Raw genomic sequence first — 14,025 nt, 5'->3', positions numbered from 1 at the left:
GATCCAGCGTATAATCCCGCTCCTTTTGTCTATTTTTTCTTCGGAAGTATTATGAGCGCAATTTCCCTGATCCAGCCGGATCGTGACCTCTTCTCCTGGCCCCAGTACTGGGCGGCCTGCTTTGGACCGGCACCGTTCCTGCCGATGTCCCGTGAAGAGATGGACCAACTGGGCTGGGACAGCTGCGACATCATTTTGGTCACGGGCGATGCCTACGTTGACCATCCGAGCTTCGGTATGGCCATCTGTGGCCGTATGCTTGAAGCGCAGGGCTTCCGCGTGGGGATCATCTCCCAGCCTGACTGGAACAGCAAAGACGACTTTATGCGTCTGGGTAAACCCAACCTGTTCTTCGGCGTGACCGCAGGCAACATGGACTCGATGATCAACCGCTATACTGCCGACCGTAAGCTGCGCCATGACGACGCCTACACGCCGGATAACGTGGCGGGTAAACGCCCCGACCGCGCGACCCTGGTCTATACCCAGCGCTGTAAAGAAGCCTGGAAGGACGTGCCGGTGATCCTGGGCGGCATCGAGGCGAGCCTGCGCCGCACCGCGCACTACGACTACTGGTCAGATACCGTTCGCCGCTCGGTGCTGGTGGATTCCAAAGCCGACATGCTGATTTACGGTAACGGCGAGCGTCCGCTGGTGGAAGTGGCGCACCGTCTGTCGCAGGGTGAACCGGTGAGCAGCATCCGCGACGTGCGCAATACCGCGATCATGGTGAAAGAGGCGCTGCCGGGCTGGAGCGGGGTGGATTCCCGCATCATTGATATGCCGGGCAAAATCGACCCGATCCCGCACCCGTACGGCGAAGATCTGCCGTGTGCCGATAACAAGCCGGTTGAGCCGAAAAAAGCGGAAGCGAAGGCTATCGTCGTGCAGCCGCCGCGCCCGAAGCCGTGGGAAAAGACCTACGTGCTGCTGCCGACCTACGAGAAGGTGAAAGCCGACAAGGTGCTCTACGCGCACGCGTCCCGTATTCTGCACCATGAAACCAACCCGGGCTGCGCCCGCGCGTTGATGCAGAAGCACGGCGAGCGCTTTATCTGGATCAACCCGCCGGCGATCCCGCTCTCCACCGAAGAGATGGACAGCGTCTTTGCGCTGCCGTACAAGCGCGTGCCGCACCCGGCCTACGGCAACGCCCGTATCCCGGCGTATGAGATGATTCGCTTCTCGATCAACATCATGCGCGGCTGCTTCGGCGGGTGCTCGTTCTGCTCTATTACCGAACACGAAGGCCGTATTATCCAGAGCCGCTCTGAAGATTCGATCATCAATGAGATCGAAGCGATTCGCGACTCGGTGCCGGGCTTTACCGGCGTGATTTCCGACCTCGGCGGTCCAACCGCGAACATGTACATGCTGCGCTGCAAGTCGCCGCGCGCGGAGCAAACCTGCCGTCGCCTCTCCTGCGTCTATCCGAGCATTTGCGAGCACATGGACACCAACCATGAGCCGACGATCAACCTCTATCGCCGCGCGCGTGACCTGAAGGGCATCAAGAAGATCCTCATCGCTTCCGGGGTGCGTTACGACATCGCCGTGGAAGATCCGCGCTACATCAAAGAGCTGGCGACGCACCACGTCGGCGGCTATCTGAAGATTGCGCCGGAGCACACCGAGGAAGGCCCGCTGTCGAAAATGATGAAGCCGGGCATGGGCAGCTACGATCGCTTTAAAGAGCTGTTCGACACCTATTCGAAGCAGGCGGGCAAAGAGCAGTATCTGATCCCGTACTTCATTTCCGCCCACCCGGGCACGCGCGATGAAGACATGGTGAACCTGGCGCTGTGGCTGAAGCAGCGTCGCTTCCGCCTGGATCAGGTGCAGAACTTCTATCCGTCACCGCTCGCCAACTCGACGACCATGTATTACACCGGCAAGAACCCGCTGAGTAAGATTGGCTACAAGAGTGAAGAGGTGGTGGTGCCGAAAGGGGATAAACAGCGTCGTCTGCACAAGGCGCTGCTGCGTTATCACGATCCGAAAAACTGGCCGCTGATCCGTCAGGCGCTGGAAGAGATGGGTAAAAAACACCTGATCGGCTCGCGCCGCGACTGCCTGGTACCGGCCCCGACGCTGGATGAGATGCGCGAAGCGCGTCGCCAGAACCGCAATACGCGCCCGGCGCTGACCAAGCACACGCCGATTGTGCATCAGCGTTCGAACGGTAATTCGAGTGTGAAGAAGCCCGTGAAGCGCAAAGCATAAATAAAAAACCCCGGCAAGCCGGGGTTTTTTGTGTAGACACGTAGGCCGGGTAAGGCGAAGCCGCCACCCGGCTTTTTTACGCAATTAACCGCCAAACTGGTCCGGGTCCGGCCCAAGCCGCTTGCCCTTATCCAGCTTCGCAATCTCACCCAGCTCATCTTTATCCAGTCGGAAATCCCAGACGTCGAAGTTTTCGGCGATGCGCGATGGCGTGACCGATTTCGGAATGACCACCAGGCCGTTGTCCAGATGCCAGCGAATGACGATTTGCGCCGGGGTTTTACCGTATTTATCCGCCAGCTCACGGATAATCTTTTGATCAAACACCCCTTCGCCGCCCTGCGCCAGCGGGCTCCAGGACTCGGTCTGGATTTTATGCGTGGCGTTCCAGGCATGAAGCTGGCGCTGCTGCATCAGCGGGTGCAGCTCGATCTGGTTAATCACCGGCGCGACGCCCGTCTCGTCAATCAGCCGCTGCAGGTGATGAACCTGGAAATTACAGACGCCGATGCTTTTCACCAGCCCCTCTTTTTGCAGTTCAATCATCCCCTTCCAGGCATCAACGTAGTGATCGATAGCCGGAACCGGCCAGTGCATCAGCCAGAGATCGACGAAATCGAGCTGGAGCTTTTCCAGACTCTCCTGCAGGGCTTCGCGGGGGCGTTTTTGATCGTCGTTCCACAGTTTCGTGGTGATGAATAACTCATCGCGGGGGACGCCAGCGCTGGCCAGTGCCTTACCCACGCCGTCCTCGTTTTTGTATGCGGCAGCGGTATCAATGGACCGATAGCCGACTTCCAGGGCTTTATGAATGGCGGAGACGACCTCGTCGTTACCGGCTTTCCATACACCTAGCCCCAACTGGGGCATCACGTTGCCGTCCTGCAGCTTGATTACGGTTTGGTTTGCCATTTTTCCTCCTTCAGGTGCGCATCGCCGGAGGGTTCCCCCGGCGATGGGGTGTGCATTAAGTCTGGACGAAATGTCAAAAAACGAAAGTCGGGAGGGCAAAAACGCTTAACGCGCCGCTTCGTAGATGCGACGGCTCACGTCCAGCGTGATGTCGCCGTGCTCGCCCAGGTGGGTCATGCCGTGCTCTTCAAGTTTTGCCAGCAGGGCAGGGATGGAGCTGCCGTCCAGACCGTAGCCGGACAGACGCGTTGGCACGCCCAGACCTTCAAAGAAGTCGCGGGTTGCTTCGATGGCGGCATCAATACGCGCATCGTCAGAACCCTCGGTGATGTTCCACACGCGTTCGGCGTACTGCAGCAGCTTGGCGCGCTTGGTGTCGCGTTTTTCGTTCCACAGGGCAGGCAACACAACGGCCAGCGTCTGAGCGTGGTCCAAACCGTGCATTGCCGTCAGCTCGTGGCCCAGCATGTGGGTGGCCCAGTCCTGCGGCACGCCAGCCCCGATCAGGCCGTTCAGCGCCTGCGTTGCGGCCCACATTACGTTGGCGCGAACGTCGTAGTTTTCCGGCTCTTGCAGCGCTTTCGGGCCGTCTTCGACGAGCGTCAGCAGAATGCCTTCCGCGAAGCGATCCTGGATTTTGGCATCGACCGGATACGTGACGTACTGCTCAACGGTGTGAACAAAGGCGTCGACCACGCCGTTAGCCACCTGACGCGCAGGCAGGGTGTAGGTGTAAACCGGGTCCAGAATGGCAAACACGGGCTGAACGTGTTCGTTCATGAAGGCCTGTTTGTCGCCGGTGGTTTTACGGGAGATCACCGCGCCCTTGTTGGATTCAGAGCCGGTCGCTGGCAGGGTCAGCACGGAGCCCATCGGGATGGCGCTTTTAATGTCGCTGCCGCGGGTTTCCAGGATGTGCCACGGATCAATGCCGTCAGCGTAGTGCGCTGCCGCCGCGATGAATTTGGTGCCGTCCAGCACGGAGCCGCCGCCGACGGCCAGCAGGAAGGTGATGTTTTCTTCGCGGGCGATTTTCACCGCGTTCATCAGCGTTTCGTAAGACGGGTTTGGCTCGATGCCGCCAAACTCACGCACGTCCAGACCGTCCAGCGCGCTATAAACCCGATCCAGCACGCCGGTTTTTTTCACGCTGCCGCCACCGTAGGTGATCAGCACGCGGGCGTCAGCAGGGATCTGCGCGCGCAGATCGGCGATAGCGTCTTTACCAAACAGAATGCGGGTGGGGGTGTGAAGATTAAAGTTGTTCATTGCTCGTTCCCTTTAGTGGGTGAAAAACCGTGGTGGCGCAGAGGGCTACCTGATGCTGCACATTGTGGCCGCCCGGGGCTATCCTCTCAATGCACATTCCTGCCGATGTCTTGCCCATTTCTACAGAGCGCTGGAGAAAGCGCGGAAAAGCACGCACACTGTCAACGTCGGAAACCGTACCCGGAGTAACGTAATATGAACCGTGAAGCGATCTGCCATCAGCTCACTACGCAGATTAAAAGACTGATAGATAACGAAAATGGCGTCAGTGGCCTGCTTCCTGATATTCGCCTGCTCTACGGCACGCAGCCCGGAACGCGCACGCCGGTCATGTACCAGCCGGGCATCGTTTTTCTCTTCTCGGGCCATAAAATTGGCTATATCAACGAGCGCGTGTTCCGCTACGACACCAATGAATACCTGCTTCTGACGGTACCTTTACCCTTCGAATGTGAAACCTTCGCGACAGAGGCCGTTCCGCTGGCCGGTATACGCGTCAACGTCGATATTCTTCAGCTGCAGGAGCTGCTGATGGAGATAGGTGAAGACGAGTTCTTCCAGCCTTCGATGGCGTCGAGCGGGATTAACTCGGCGACGCTGTCGGAAGAGATCCTTTGCGCCATTGAGCGTCTGCTGGACGTGATGGAGAGGCCGCTGGACGCGCGTATTCTGGGCAAGCAGATTATCCGTGAAATTCTCTACCATGTGCTGCTGGGCCCGGGGGGCGGGGCGTTACTAGCCCTGGTGAGCCGACAGACCCACTTCAGCCTGATAAGCCGCGTGCTCAAGCGTATCGAAAGCCAGTACACGGAAAACCTCAGCGTCGACCAGCTGGCGGCGGAAGCGAACATGAGCGTCTCGGCGTTTCACCATAATTTTAAATCGGTGACCAGCACCTCGCCGCTGCAGTACCTCAAAACCTACCGTTTGCATAAGGCGCGGATGCTGATGATCCACGACGGCATGAAGGCCAGCGCGGCGGCAATGCGGGTGGGTTACGAAAGCGCGTCGCAGTTCAGTCGGGAGTTTAAGCGCTATTTCGGCGTTACGCCGGGAGAAGATGCATCACGCATCCGAACGATGCAGGGAGCCTGACGGGAAATGTAGGCCGGGTAAGCGATAGCGTCACCCGGCTTTGTTGAATTATGCGCTGCAGTACTTCTTCTTAATCACTACCGCAATAGTCCCCACCAGTCCCGCGACCAGCAGGAACATCGGCAGCACCATCAGGAAGGTCATCACCTGATCTTCGTGGTGTTTCACAAAGGGGATCATATTCAGCGCGTAGCCGAGCGTGGTGACCACACCCACCCACAGCAGGGCGCTCAGCCAGTTGAAGAACTGGAAGCGGCGGTTCGACAGACCGGAAATGCCCGCCATCGTAGGCAGAAGCGTGCGAACAAACGCCAGGAAACGCCCGGCCAGCAGCGCCAGCAGGCCGTGCCGGTCAAACATGCAGGTCGCACGCTGATGATATTTATGCGGTAGCTGCGCCAGCCAGCCTTTCACGACGCGGGTATTCCCCAGCCAGCGGCCCTGCAGATAGCTCAACCAGCAGCCCAGGCTGGCTGCGGAGGTGAGAATAACCATCGTTGACGTGAAGTCCATGACGCCTTTCCCGATTAACGCCCCGGCAAGTAAAAGCAGGCTGTCACCGGGTAAAAAAGAGGCTGGCAGTAATCCATTTTCCAGAAACAGAGTTGCGAACATCACGAGGTAAACGATACCGACGACGTGAGGATCCGCCAGCGCGGCAAAGTCGTGATGCCAGAGCGCCGCGATAATATCTTGAATAACAGCCATGGACTTTCCTGTGGAACAGCAGATATAGCGCTATTGTACTCCCTTATTCGCCCGTCGGGTTTGATCCCGGGCGCAACTCATGCAGACTTTTCTGCTTGCGGTGTCCACAAAAGCGTCCAGGGAGTACATTTTCAGCCAGCACTCTACACGATACGCTCGAACCCTGCTGCTAAATCGGCAATCAGATCGTCAACATTTTCTAAACCGATATGCAGTCGAATCAGGGTACCGCTGAAGTCCACTTCTCCGCCGGGACGCAGAGCCGCAACCTGTTCCGGCTGGTTAGGCAGGATCAGGGATTCAAAACCGCCCCAGGAGTAGGCCATGCTGAAGAGGGTAAAATTATCCAGATAGCTCGCCAGCTCGTCGTTATTCAGCCTTTTTTTCAGCACGAACGAGAACAGACCGCTGCTGCCCGTAAAGTCACGCTGCCAGAATTCGTGGCCTTTACTGCCCGGTAGCGCGGGGTGATTAACGCGCTCAACCAGCGGATGCTGCGCCAGCCATTCGGCCACTTTCAGGCTGCTTTCATGGTGCTGACGCAGGCGAACGCCCAGCGTGCGGATACCGCGGCTGGTCATGTAGGCCGTGTCTGCGTCCACCATCTGGCCCATCAGGTAGGCATTTTCACGCAGCTGATCCCAGCAGCGCGCGTTGGAGACCGCAGTGCCAATCATGCCGTCAGAGTGGCCTATCAGGTACTTCGTCGCCGCCTGAATCGAGATATCAATGTCGAATTCCAGCGCCTTAAACAGCACGCCTGCCGCCCAGGTGTTGTCTATCATCACGATCGCCTCTGGCGCTTTGCTGCGCACGGCTTTCACGATTGCCGGCACGTCGTGAACTTCCATGGTGAGTGACCCCGGAGATTCCAGGAACACGATGCGCGTGTTTGGCTGAATAAGTTCGGCAATGCCTTCACCAATCAGCGGGTCGAACCAGCCGGTGGTCACGCCGAGCTTGCTGAGAATTTTGGTGCAGAAGTCCTGGCTGGGCTCGTAGGCGGTGTTGGTCATCAGGATGTGATCGCCCTGTTCCACAAACGCCAGAATGGTGTTGGCGACTGCAGCCGCCCCGCACGGGAACAGCGCGCAGCCCACGCCGCCTTCCAGCTCGCACATCGCCTCCTGCAGAGAAAAATGGGTTAGCGTGCCGCGACGGCCATAAAACAGCCCGCCTTTCGCGCGGTTGCGCGTGGCGATTTTTTTCTCCTCAACGGTATCAAACACCAGCGAGGAGGCTCGTTGAATCACGCTGTTGACCGATCCCTGCGTATATTTTTTGCTGCGTCCTGCCTGTACCAGCGTGGTATCAAGATGCTTTTTTGTCATGTTCGCTAACCCTGTTTTTTATACGTCTGGACGTCCAGACTACCACGATTGGAAAAAACTGCACCCGGAGGCTTATCGAATAAGCAGAAAATATTAGCAAAAAACCGCATAAGAAATTTTTACTGCGTAAGCGCAAGGAAAGTGAGCGAAAATTACGGCACCATGCAAATACTAATGAGAACTACTATCAATTCGACGACGTTTTGATATTATTACGCTCAGATTTTGTGATTTGCGTCCTGGAGATACAGAGTGGGTAATAATTTGATGCAGACGGATCTCTCCGTTTGGGGCATGTATCAGCATGCTGACATCGTGGTTAAGATTGTGATGATCGGCCTGATTCTGGCGTCCGTTGTCACCTGGGCTATCTTCTTCAGCAAAAGCGCCGAGCTGCTTTCGCAGAAGCGTCGCCTTAAGCGCGAACAGCAGCAGCTGGCTGAAGCCCGCTCTCTGGATCAGGCTTCTGATATGACCTCATCCTTCCACGCGAAAAGCCTGACCAGCATGTTAGTTAATGAAGCACAGAACGAGCTGGAACTCTCCGCTGGCAGTGAAGATAACGAAGGCATCAAAGAGCGTACCGGTTTCCGCCTGGAGCGTCGCGTTGCGGCCGTGGGCCGACACATGGGCCGCGGCAATGGTTATCTGGCGACCATCGGTGCGATCTCGCCGTTCGTCGGCCTGTTCGGTACGGTCTGGGGCATCATGAACAGCTTCATCGGCATCGCGCAGACCCAAACCACCAACCTGGCGGTGGTGGCACCGGGCATCGCGGAAGCGCTGCTGGCGACGGCGATCGGTCTGGTTGCCGCTATCCCGGCGGTGGTTATCTACAACATCTTCGCGCGTATGATTGGCAGCTACAAAGCCACGCTGGGTGACGTTGCCGCGCAGGTTCTGCTGCTGCAAAGTCGCGATCTCGACCTGAATGCCAGCTCGGTTAAGCCGGTGCACGCGGCGTCCAAACTGCGCGTAGGTTGATTGTATGGCGATGCGTCTAAACGAAAATCTGGATGATAACGGCGAAATGCATGAAATCAACGTGACGCCGTTTATCGACGTTATGCTGGTTCTGCTGATTATCTTCATGGTGGCTGCGCCGCTGGCGACGGTGGATGTGAAGGTCAATCTGCCTGCCTCTTCCAGCCAGCCCCAGCCGCGCCCGGAGAAGCCTATCTACCTGTCGGTGAAGGCGGATAAATCCATGTTCCTCGGGAACGACCCGGTGACGGCCGACTCTGTCATCCCGGCGCTGGAGCAGCTTACGGGCGGTAAGAAAGACACCACGGTCTTCTTCCGTGCGGATAAAACCGTTGATTACGAAACCATGATGAAGGTAATGGACACGCTGCATCAGGCGGGTTACCTGAAGATTGGACTGGTCGGCGAAGAGAAAGCGGCCTCGAAGTGATAAAGAAGCTGGCGAAAGCCGGCTTTTTTGTTTGTTGCTATGTTAAATCGTTATTATTTTCTGCTGTATATCCCCATTCTTCATATTTATTTATCAATAAAGCCATAATTAATAATCCATTGATAGTTAAGTAAATATCAGTATTCGGCTGCGCCATTAAAATATATCGTTTGCTGAAATGGCGTCGTGGAATATCCCCACTACGCTTAAAAAAGATAATAAAAACAGACCTTCTTCGAAGGATCTTTTCACCTGCACAGCAAGAGACTCCCTATGGCTACGATGACATGGCTGTATCCGCACGCGCCTCAAAACGACCAGTTTTCGCTTTCCGCAATTCGACGACGCGCCGACAGGCTCATTCTGGTGCTTATCTGGTCGCTGTGGGGGATCTCGCTGGGGGTCGGATATATGAACGAGAATATTGTGCAGGGGGCCATTGTCGGTACCTCTCTGGCCAGTCTATCGACGCTGCTGACGCTGTTGTTTCCCGGCGCGCTGCTGCTCCGCCTGAGCTCTGCTTTTGTGCTAATGGCCTTTTCCGCGTTGCTCATTCATCTGGGCGAGGGGGAAACCGAATACCATTTCTCAGTTTTCGTCCTGCTTTCCGCGCTGCTTGCCTGGCGAGACTGGCGGCCCCTGGTGATGGGGGCGGCGGTCATCGCGTTACATCATCTGGTGTTTAACTATCTGCAGGAGAACGACCTTTACGGCGTCGTGGTGTTCATGCACACCGGCTTTCATATGGTGGTTTTTCATGGTCTGTTTGTGGTGGTCCAGACCGCGATCCTGGTTCTGCTGGCGATACGAATGGAGCAGGACGCCCGCTCTGCGAGCGAGGTGGCAGGGCTCGCGGGCGTGATCAACCGCGAACCTGGGTACCTCACGCTTGCCGTCGATGCGGTGCCTGCAGAGTCTCCTTTTGCCCGCACGTTCAGCCTGACGCTTGGCACCATGCGCGCCACGCTTGAGCAGGTCAGTGCCAATATTGGGCAACTGCTGGAGGCATCCCGCGCGTTAGGACAGCGCAACAGCGCGCTGTCGGAACGTACCGACCACCAGGCAAGTTCGCTGGCAACGGCGGCCAGTGCGATGGAACAGTTAAGGGCCGTCGCTACCCTGACCAGTGAAAAAGCCAGCCAGGTCAGGGAGGTGGCGTTCAGCACCAGTAACGTGGCGGAGCAGGGGGGCCATAACGTACGGCAGGCGATTGCGGCAATGGAGCACATTCGCGAGGAGTCGCAGCGTATTTACGCCATTCTGGAGCTGATCGACGGGATTGCGTTCCAGACAAATATTCTGTCGCTCAACGCCTCGGTCGAGGCTGCAAGAGCGGGCGAACATGGTAAAGGCTTTGCTGTGGTTGCCTCAGAAGTGCGTGTATTGGCCCAGCGCAGCGAGGGGGCGGCAAAAGATATCCGCCAGCTTCTGACCACATCGCAGGCGACCACGCTGCAGGGCGTCGAGCAGGTTGAGCACGCCGGTATGACAATGAAGTCGATCATTGAGAGTATCGAAGGGCTTCGCTCTCTGCTGGAAGAGCTGTCGCAGATGAGCGAGCAGCAGCGGGCAAGCATTGCGCAGATGAACGACAGCATTGCCAGCATCGATGCCAGCGTGCAGGAGAATGTCCGTCACGTTGCGCAAACATTGCAGGTGGCCGACGCGCAGCGGCAGCAGACGGGTCAGTTAAAAGAGGCGATTGCCGTATTCAGATTTAACTAGCTTTTCGGTTCGGAGGGGGCGCTGGTGCCAGACGCCAGCGCGTCTTCATCAAGCGCAACGCAGGTGACGTTTGAAGTACGGTACTCACCGTCTGACAGCTTGCGCGTCAGACGCAGGGTGGCGATTTCTCTGGCAAGCAGATACTGATAATTGGCCTCAAGACGTCCGAGAAGCTTCTCTTTCAGTTCTGGGCGCTGTTCAATGATGGCGTTCATCACGGCACCGTAAATTTCTTCTTTGACCTGTAGCGGATAAATATCGCGGCGATTCTGCCATTTCAGACGAACCAGCGTCGCCGGGATCGATACCAGGTCTTGTGTAATACGCGTCATCTCGTCATTTTTTGTGTTTCTTAGTGCGTCGAGATTTTGCTTTAAGATAAATTCATCACTTTTTTTATCATCTAAAGTCAAATAAACGTCGTTATTTTTAACTTCTTTTTTCACGTTAATCTTCCCCCAGGTTATAAAAAATTGGGTTGTTTTTTTCGCGCGTAATTAAATTAAGCCAAATTTCATTGCCCGCTTCATTAATCTCTTCGGTTTTTTCGGCTATTATTTGACTTAGTTTCTGGGCATCTATTTCACCTTCGGCCTGCAGGTCATTCAGCAGGTGGACAAAGGCTTCAATTTTTATGGCGCGAAATAAGCGGTCTTTTATATGGCGATCGTGCTCTTCCAGCAACATATTTCGGGATTTGCCAGTTCGGGAAACACCAATTAATATATCGGGCTCGAAATCAGAGAGCTTTCTTTTCCCCTGAGTGAAACTGGCCTCTTTTTCTGCTTCCGTCGGTTGCTGTTCCACAGGCGTGATGTGGTACTTAGCCGGGACGAGATAGTCGGGCAGCATTTTTAATTTCCTTTAATTTCAACAGGGTGGGGTTGGTAAAGGCGTGAGATTCGTTGACAATATCATGAGGCAAATTTAAAATCAAAAAAAATGGAGCCTACCCATGAACAGCATCTTTTTTACGGTCATCACATTACTATTACTGACCGCTGGTGTTCTTTTATTGATGCAGGAGTTCAATAAAACGAAAGTGTCGAAAGACACCAGTGAACCCCCGCAACCTGAACTGATGACAAAAGAGGAAGGTGAAGACCATTTCTCTGTATTGATGAACTCCGTTACACCTGTCTGGTACTGGCGGGTGAACCACGAATATATCGACTTTTTACACGCGACAATTAAACGCATGAAAATGTCGGAAATTAATGACACGCCCGGTCTGTTTGAGGCGCAGCGTCGCTGTAGCGACCTGAATTCAGCAGTGTATAAATATTATGACAATATCAAAAAGCGCTGCCTTAACGGCGAGAAGGTATCTTATTCCGATCTGGACGTATTAAATTTGCGGCAGTGTTTTCGCGAGTTCAGCCTGGAAGCCTATCCTGAGCTGGTGGCGCTTGTCTGGCCGGAGTACGCACGTCCCGAGGTTAACCCGGACAACGTCTGAGTGACGTACCGTTGAGTTATTGCAAACAGCCAGCGCCGTTGAGATATACTGGGCGCTGGTTTCTTTTGCAAACAGGACTTTATGGAACGCTTTTTTGAAAATGCCATGTACGCCTCTCGCTGGATACTGGCCCCCGTCTATTTTGGCCTTTCGCTGGCACTTGTCGCGCTGACGATTAAGTTCTTTCAGGAAATCTGGCATGTTCTGCCGAACATTTTTTCCATTGCCGAAGCGGATTTGATTCTGGTTCTGCTGTCGCTGGTGGATATGACCCTGGTGGGCGGGCTGCTGGTGATGGTGATGTTCTCCGGCTACGAGAATTTTGTCTCCCAGCTTGATATCGACGAGCGTAAAGAGAAGCTCAGCTGGCTGGGCAAAATGGATGCTTCGTCGCTGAAGAATAAGGTGGCCGCGTCGATTGTGGCGATCTCCTCTATCCACCTGTTGCGCGTGTTTATGGACGCGAAGAACGTGCCGGATAACAAACTGATGTGGTACGTCATCATCCACCTGACGTTTGTGCTGTCAGCGTTTGTGATGGGGTATCTGGATAAGATCAGTAAGAAGTAATTTCCCCTCATCCTAACCCTCTCCCTGTGGGAGAGGGCCGGGGTGAGGGCATCAGACCGCACTATTTATCCGACGACGCCTGCCACAGATTCAACTCCCCATCCGCAACATGCTGGTCAATCCGCTTGAGTTCGTCTTCCGTAAAGCGCAGGTTTTCCAGCGCCTGAACATTCTCTTCCAGCTGTTCCGGGCGGCTTGCGCCAATCAGTACGGACGTCACGCGCGCATCTTTCAGCAGCCAGCTTAGCGCCATCTGCGCCATGGTTTGACCGCGGGCATGTGCCATCTCATTCAGTAAACGCAGACTGCTCAGGTTGGCGTCGGTCAGCATCTTCTGCGTCAGGCCGCGCGCTTTATTCCCTTCGCGCTGCATGCGTGAACCCTCCGGAATACCGTTCAGGTATTTCCCGGTCAGCAGACCCTGCGCCAGCGGGGTAAAGGCAATACACCCCGTACCGTTTGCTTCCAGCGCATCCAGCAAGCCGGTCTTATCGACCCAGCGGTTAAGCAGGTTATAGGACGGCTGGTGGATCAGCAGCGGGATCTTCCACTCGCGCAGCAGCTCGGCCATTTTTTGTGTGCGCTCGGTTGAGTAGGAGGAAATGCCCACATACAGCGCTTTGCCGCTCTGCACGGCGTGGGCCAGCGCAGAGGCCGTCTCTTCCATCGGCGTGTTTTCATCCACGCGGTGGGAGTAGAAAATATCCACGTATTCGACGCCCAGACGCTTCAGGCTCTGGTCGAGGCTGGCGAGCAGATACTTACGCGAACCGCCCGAACCGTACGGCCCTGGCCACATGTCGTAACCCGCCTTGGTGGAGATAATCAGCTCGTCGCGGTGCGCGGCAAAATCCTCACGCAGCAGGCGGCCGAAATTCTCTTCCGCGCTACCCGCCGGCGGGCCATAGTTATTGGCGAGATCGAAATGGGTGATGCCGAGGTCGAAGGCTTTGCGCAGCAGCGCGCGCTGGGCATCAAGAGGCTGGATGTGGCCGAAGCTATGCCACAGACCGAGCGACAGCGCGGGCAGGCGCAGGCCACTTTTCCCGCAATAACGGTATTGCATATTCTCATAGCGGCCGGGGTAAGGGTGCCAGGACATGATGTCTCCTTTTCTTATCGATAATTTTTTGAAACGTCGTTTTCATTCTGAACTTATCACATCACAAAGAGCGAAGATAATGGTTAACGGTGGCTGTGCGACCAGTGAAGCCACGCTAATTAAAAATGATCACAAAACGTTATAATTTCCCTCGTTCCTGCCGATAACGAGAGTAGTACTCGCCTCTGGGCGAACTCACCCTCACGGCAAGGAAGAC

The 14,025-nt window shown here is 55.7% G+C and carries 14 protein-coding genes; 7 read left to right on the top strand and 7 right to left on the bottom strand.

The annotated features are described in order from the left end of the window. Positions 1–51: 51 nt before the first annotated feature. A complete protein-coding gene (locus tag AC2TE5_RS19320) occupies positions 52–2,223 on the top strand; it encodes a YgiQ family radical SAM protein (protein ID WP_063145582.1) in 2,172 nt (723 codons plus the stop codon). An 84-nt stretch (positions 2,224–2,307) separates the two neighbouring features. Here AC2TE5_RS19320 and dkgA read toward each other — a convergent pair whose 3' ends face one another. Both dkgA and yqhD read right to left on the bottom strand, forming a co-directional pair. Continuing rightward, on the bottom strand, positions 2,308–3,135 hold the full coding sequence (gene dkgA / locus AC2TE5_RS19315; RefSeq protein ID WP_063145581.1) for a 2,5-didehydrogluconate reductase DkgA: 828 nt from the start codon (positions 3,133–3,135) through the stop codon (positions 2,308–2,310). Between the two features lie 105 nt (positions 3,136–3,240). Beyond that, positions 3,241–4,404: an alcohol dehydrogenase gene (gene yqhD, locus AC2TE5_RS19310; protein WP_484612217.1), complete on the bottom strand. Its 1,164-nt coding sequence runs from the start codon at positions 4,402–4,404 to the stop codon at positions 3,241–3,243. Between the two features lie 195 nt (positions 4,405–4,599). Here yqhD and AC2TE5_RS19305 point away from each other — a divergent pair, with 195 nt between their 5' ends. Beyond that, positions 4,600–5,499, top strand: coding sequence for an AraC family transcriptional regulator (locus AC2TE5_RS19305; protein WP_395304681.1), 900 nt, complete (start codon positions 4,600–4,602; stop codon positions 5,497–5,499). Between the two features lie 48 nt (positions 5,500–5,547). On the opposite strand, the gene yghB is transcribed toward AC2TE5_RS19305, so the two are convergent. After that, positions 5,548–6,207 (bottom strand): DedA family general envelope maintenance protein YghB, encoded by a 660-nt coding sequence (yghB, locus tag AC2TE5_RS19300; protein WP_063145578.1) that lies wholly within the window; start codon positions 6,205–6,207, stop codon positions 5,548–5,550. A gap of 143 nt (positions 6,208–6,350) precedes the next feature. Next, on the bottom strand, positions 6,351–7,538 hold the full coding sequence (gene metC / locus AC2TE5_RS19295; protein ID WP_395304680.1) for a cystathionine beta-lyase: 1,188 nt from the start codon (positions 7,536–7,538) through the stop codon (positions 6,351–6,353). 252 nt (positions 7,539–7,790) lie between these two features. Here metC and exbB point away from each other — a divergent pair, with 252 nt between their 5' ends. From exbB to AC2TE5_RS19280, 3 genes are all read left to right on the top strand, one after another. After that, positions 7,791–8,522, top strand: coding sequence for a tol-pal system-associated acyl-CoA thioesterase (gene exbB / locus AC2TE5_RS19290; protein WP_100166417.1), 732 nt, complete (start codon positions 7,791–7,793; stop codon positions 8,520–8,522). 4 nt (positions 8,523–8,526) lie between these two features. Then, on the top strand, positions 8,527–8,952 hold the full coding sequence (gene exbD / locus AC2TE5_RS19285; protein ID WP_023309173.1) for a TonB system transport protein ExbD: 426 nt from the start codon (positions 8,527–8,529) through the stop codon (positions 8,950–8,952). 273 nt (positions 8,953–9,225) lie between these two features. Next, positions 9,226–10,677 carry a methyl-accepting chemotaxis protein gene (locus AC2TE5_RS19280; protein WP_219321414.1) on the top strand — a complete coding sequence of 484 codons (1,452 nt, stop codon included), beginning with the start codon at positions 9,226–9,228 and terminating at the stop codon, positions 10,675–10,677. On the opposite strand, the gene AC2TE5_RS19275 is transcribed toward AC2TE5_RS19280, so the two are convergent. Together AC2TE5_RS19275 and AC2TE5_RS19270 are read right to left on the bottom strand one after the other, a co-directional pair. Then, positions 10,674–11,123, bottom strand: coding sequence for a cytoplasmic protein (locus AC2TE5_RS19275; protein WP_257260118.1), 450 nt, complete (start codon positions 11,121–11,123; stop codon positions 10,674–10,676). The two genes, AC2TE5_RS19280 and AC2TE5_RS19275, sit on opposite strands and share 4 nt — an antisense overlap. Position 11,124: 1 nt before the next feature. Beyond that, complete coding sequence (locus tag AC2TE5_RS19270; protein WP_484612216.1) at positions 11,125–11,529, bottom strand: hypothetical protein; 405 nt, start codon at positions 11,527–11,529, stop codon at positions 11,125–11,127. A gap of 103 nt (positions 11,530–11,632) precedes the next feature. Between AC2TE5_RS19270 and AC2TE5_RS19265 the strand changes: the two genes are divergently transcribed. Together AC2TE5_RS19265 and AC2TE5_RS19260 are read left to right on the top strand one after the other, a co-directional pair. Next, positions 11,633–12,136 carry an ESA_00282 family adhesion-associated protein gene (locus tag AC2TE5_RS19265; protein ID WP_023309170.1) on the top strand — a complete coding sequence of 168 codons (504 nt, stop codon included), beginning with the start codon at positions 11,633–11,635 and terminating at the stop codon, positions 12,134–12,136. Between the two features lie 81 nt (positions 12,137–12,217). Beyond that, a complete protein-coding gene (locus AC2TE5_RS19260) occupies positions 12,218–12,706 on the top strand; it encodes a TIGR00645 family protein (RefSeq protein ID WP_047347852.1) in 489 nt (162 codons plus the stop codon). Between the two features lie 61 nt (positions 12,707–12,767). On the opposite strand, the gene AC2TE5_RS19255 is transcribed toward AC2TE5_RS19260, so the two are convergent. Further along, entirely contained in the window at positions 12,768–13,808 is a 1,041-nt protein-coding gene (locus AC2TE5_RS19255) for an aldo/keto reductase (RefSeq protein WP_484612215.1), read from the bottom strand. Positions 13,809–14,025: the final 217 nt, after the last annotated feature.

This window comes from Enterobacter sp. N5-15 (assembly GCF_057221635.1).
This window is presented reverse-complemented; position numbering and strand designations above follow the sequence as displayed.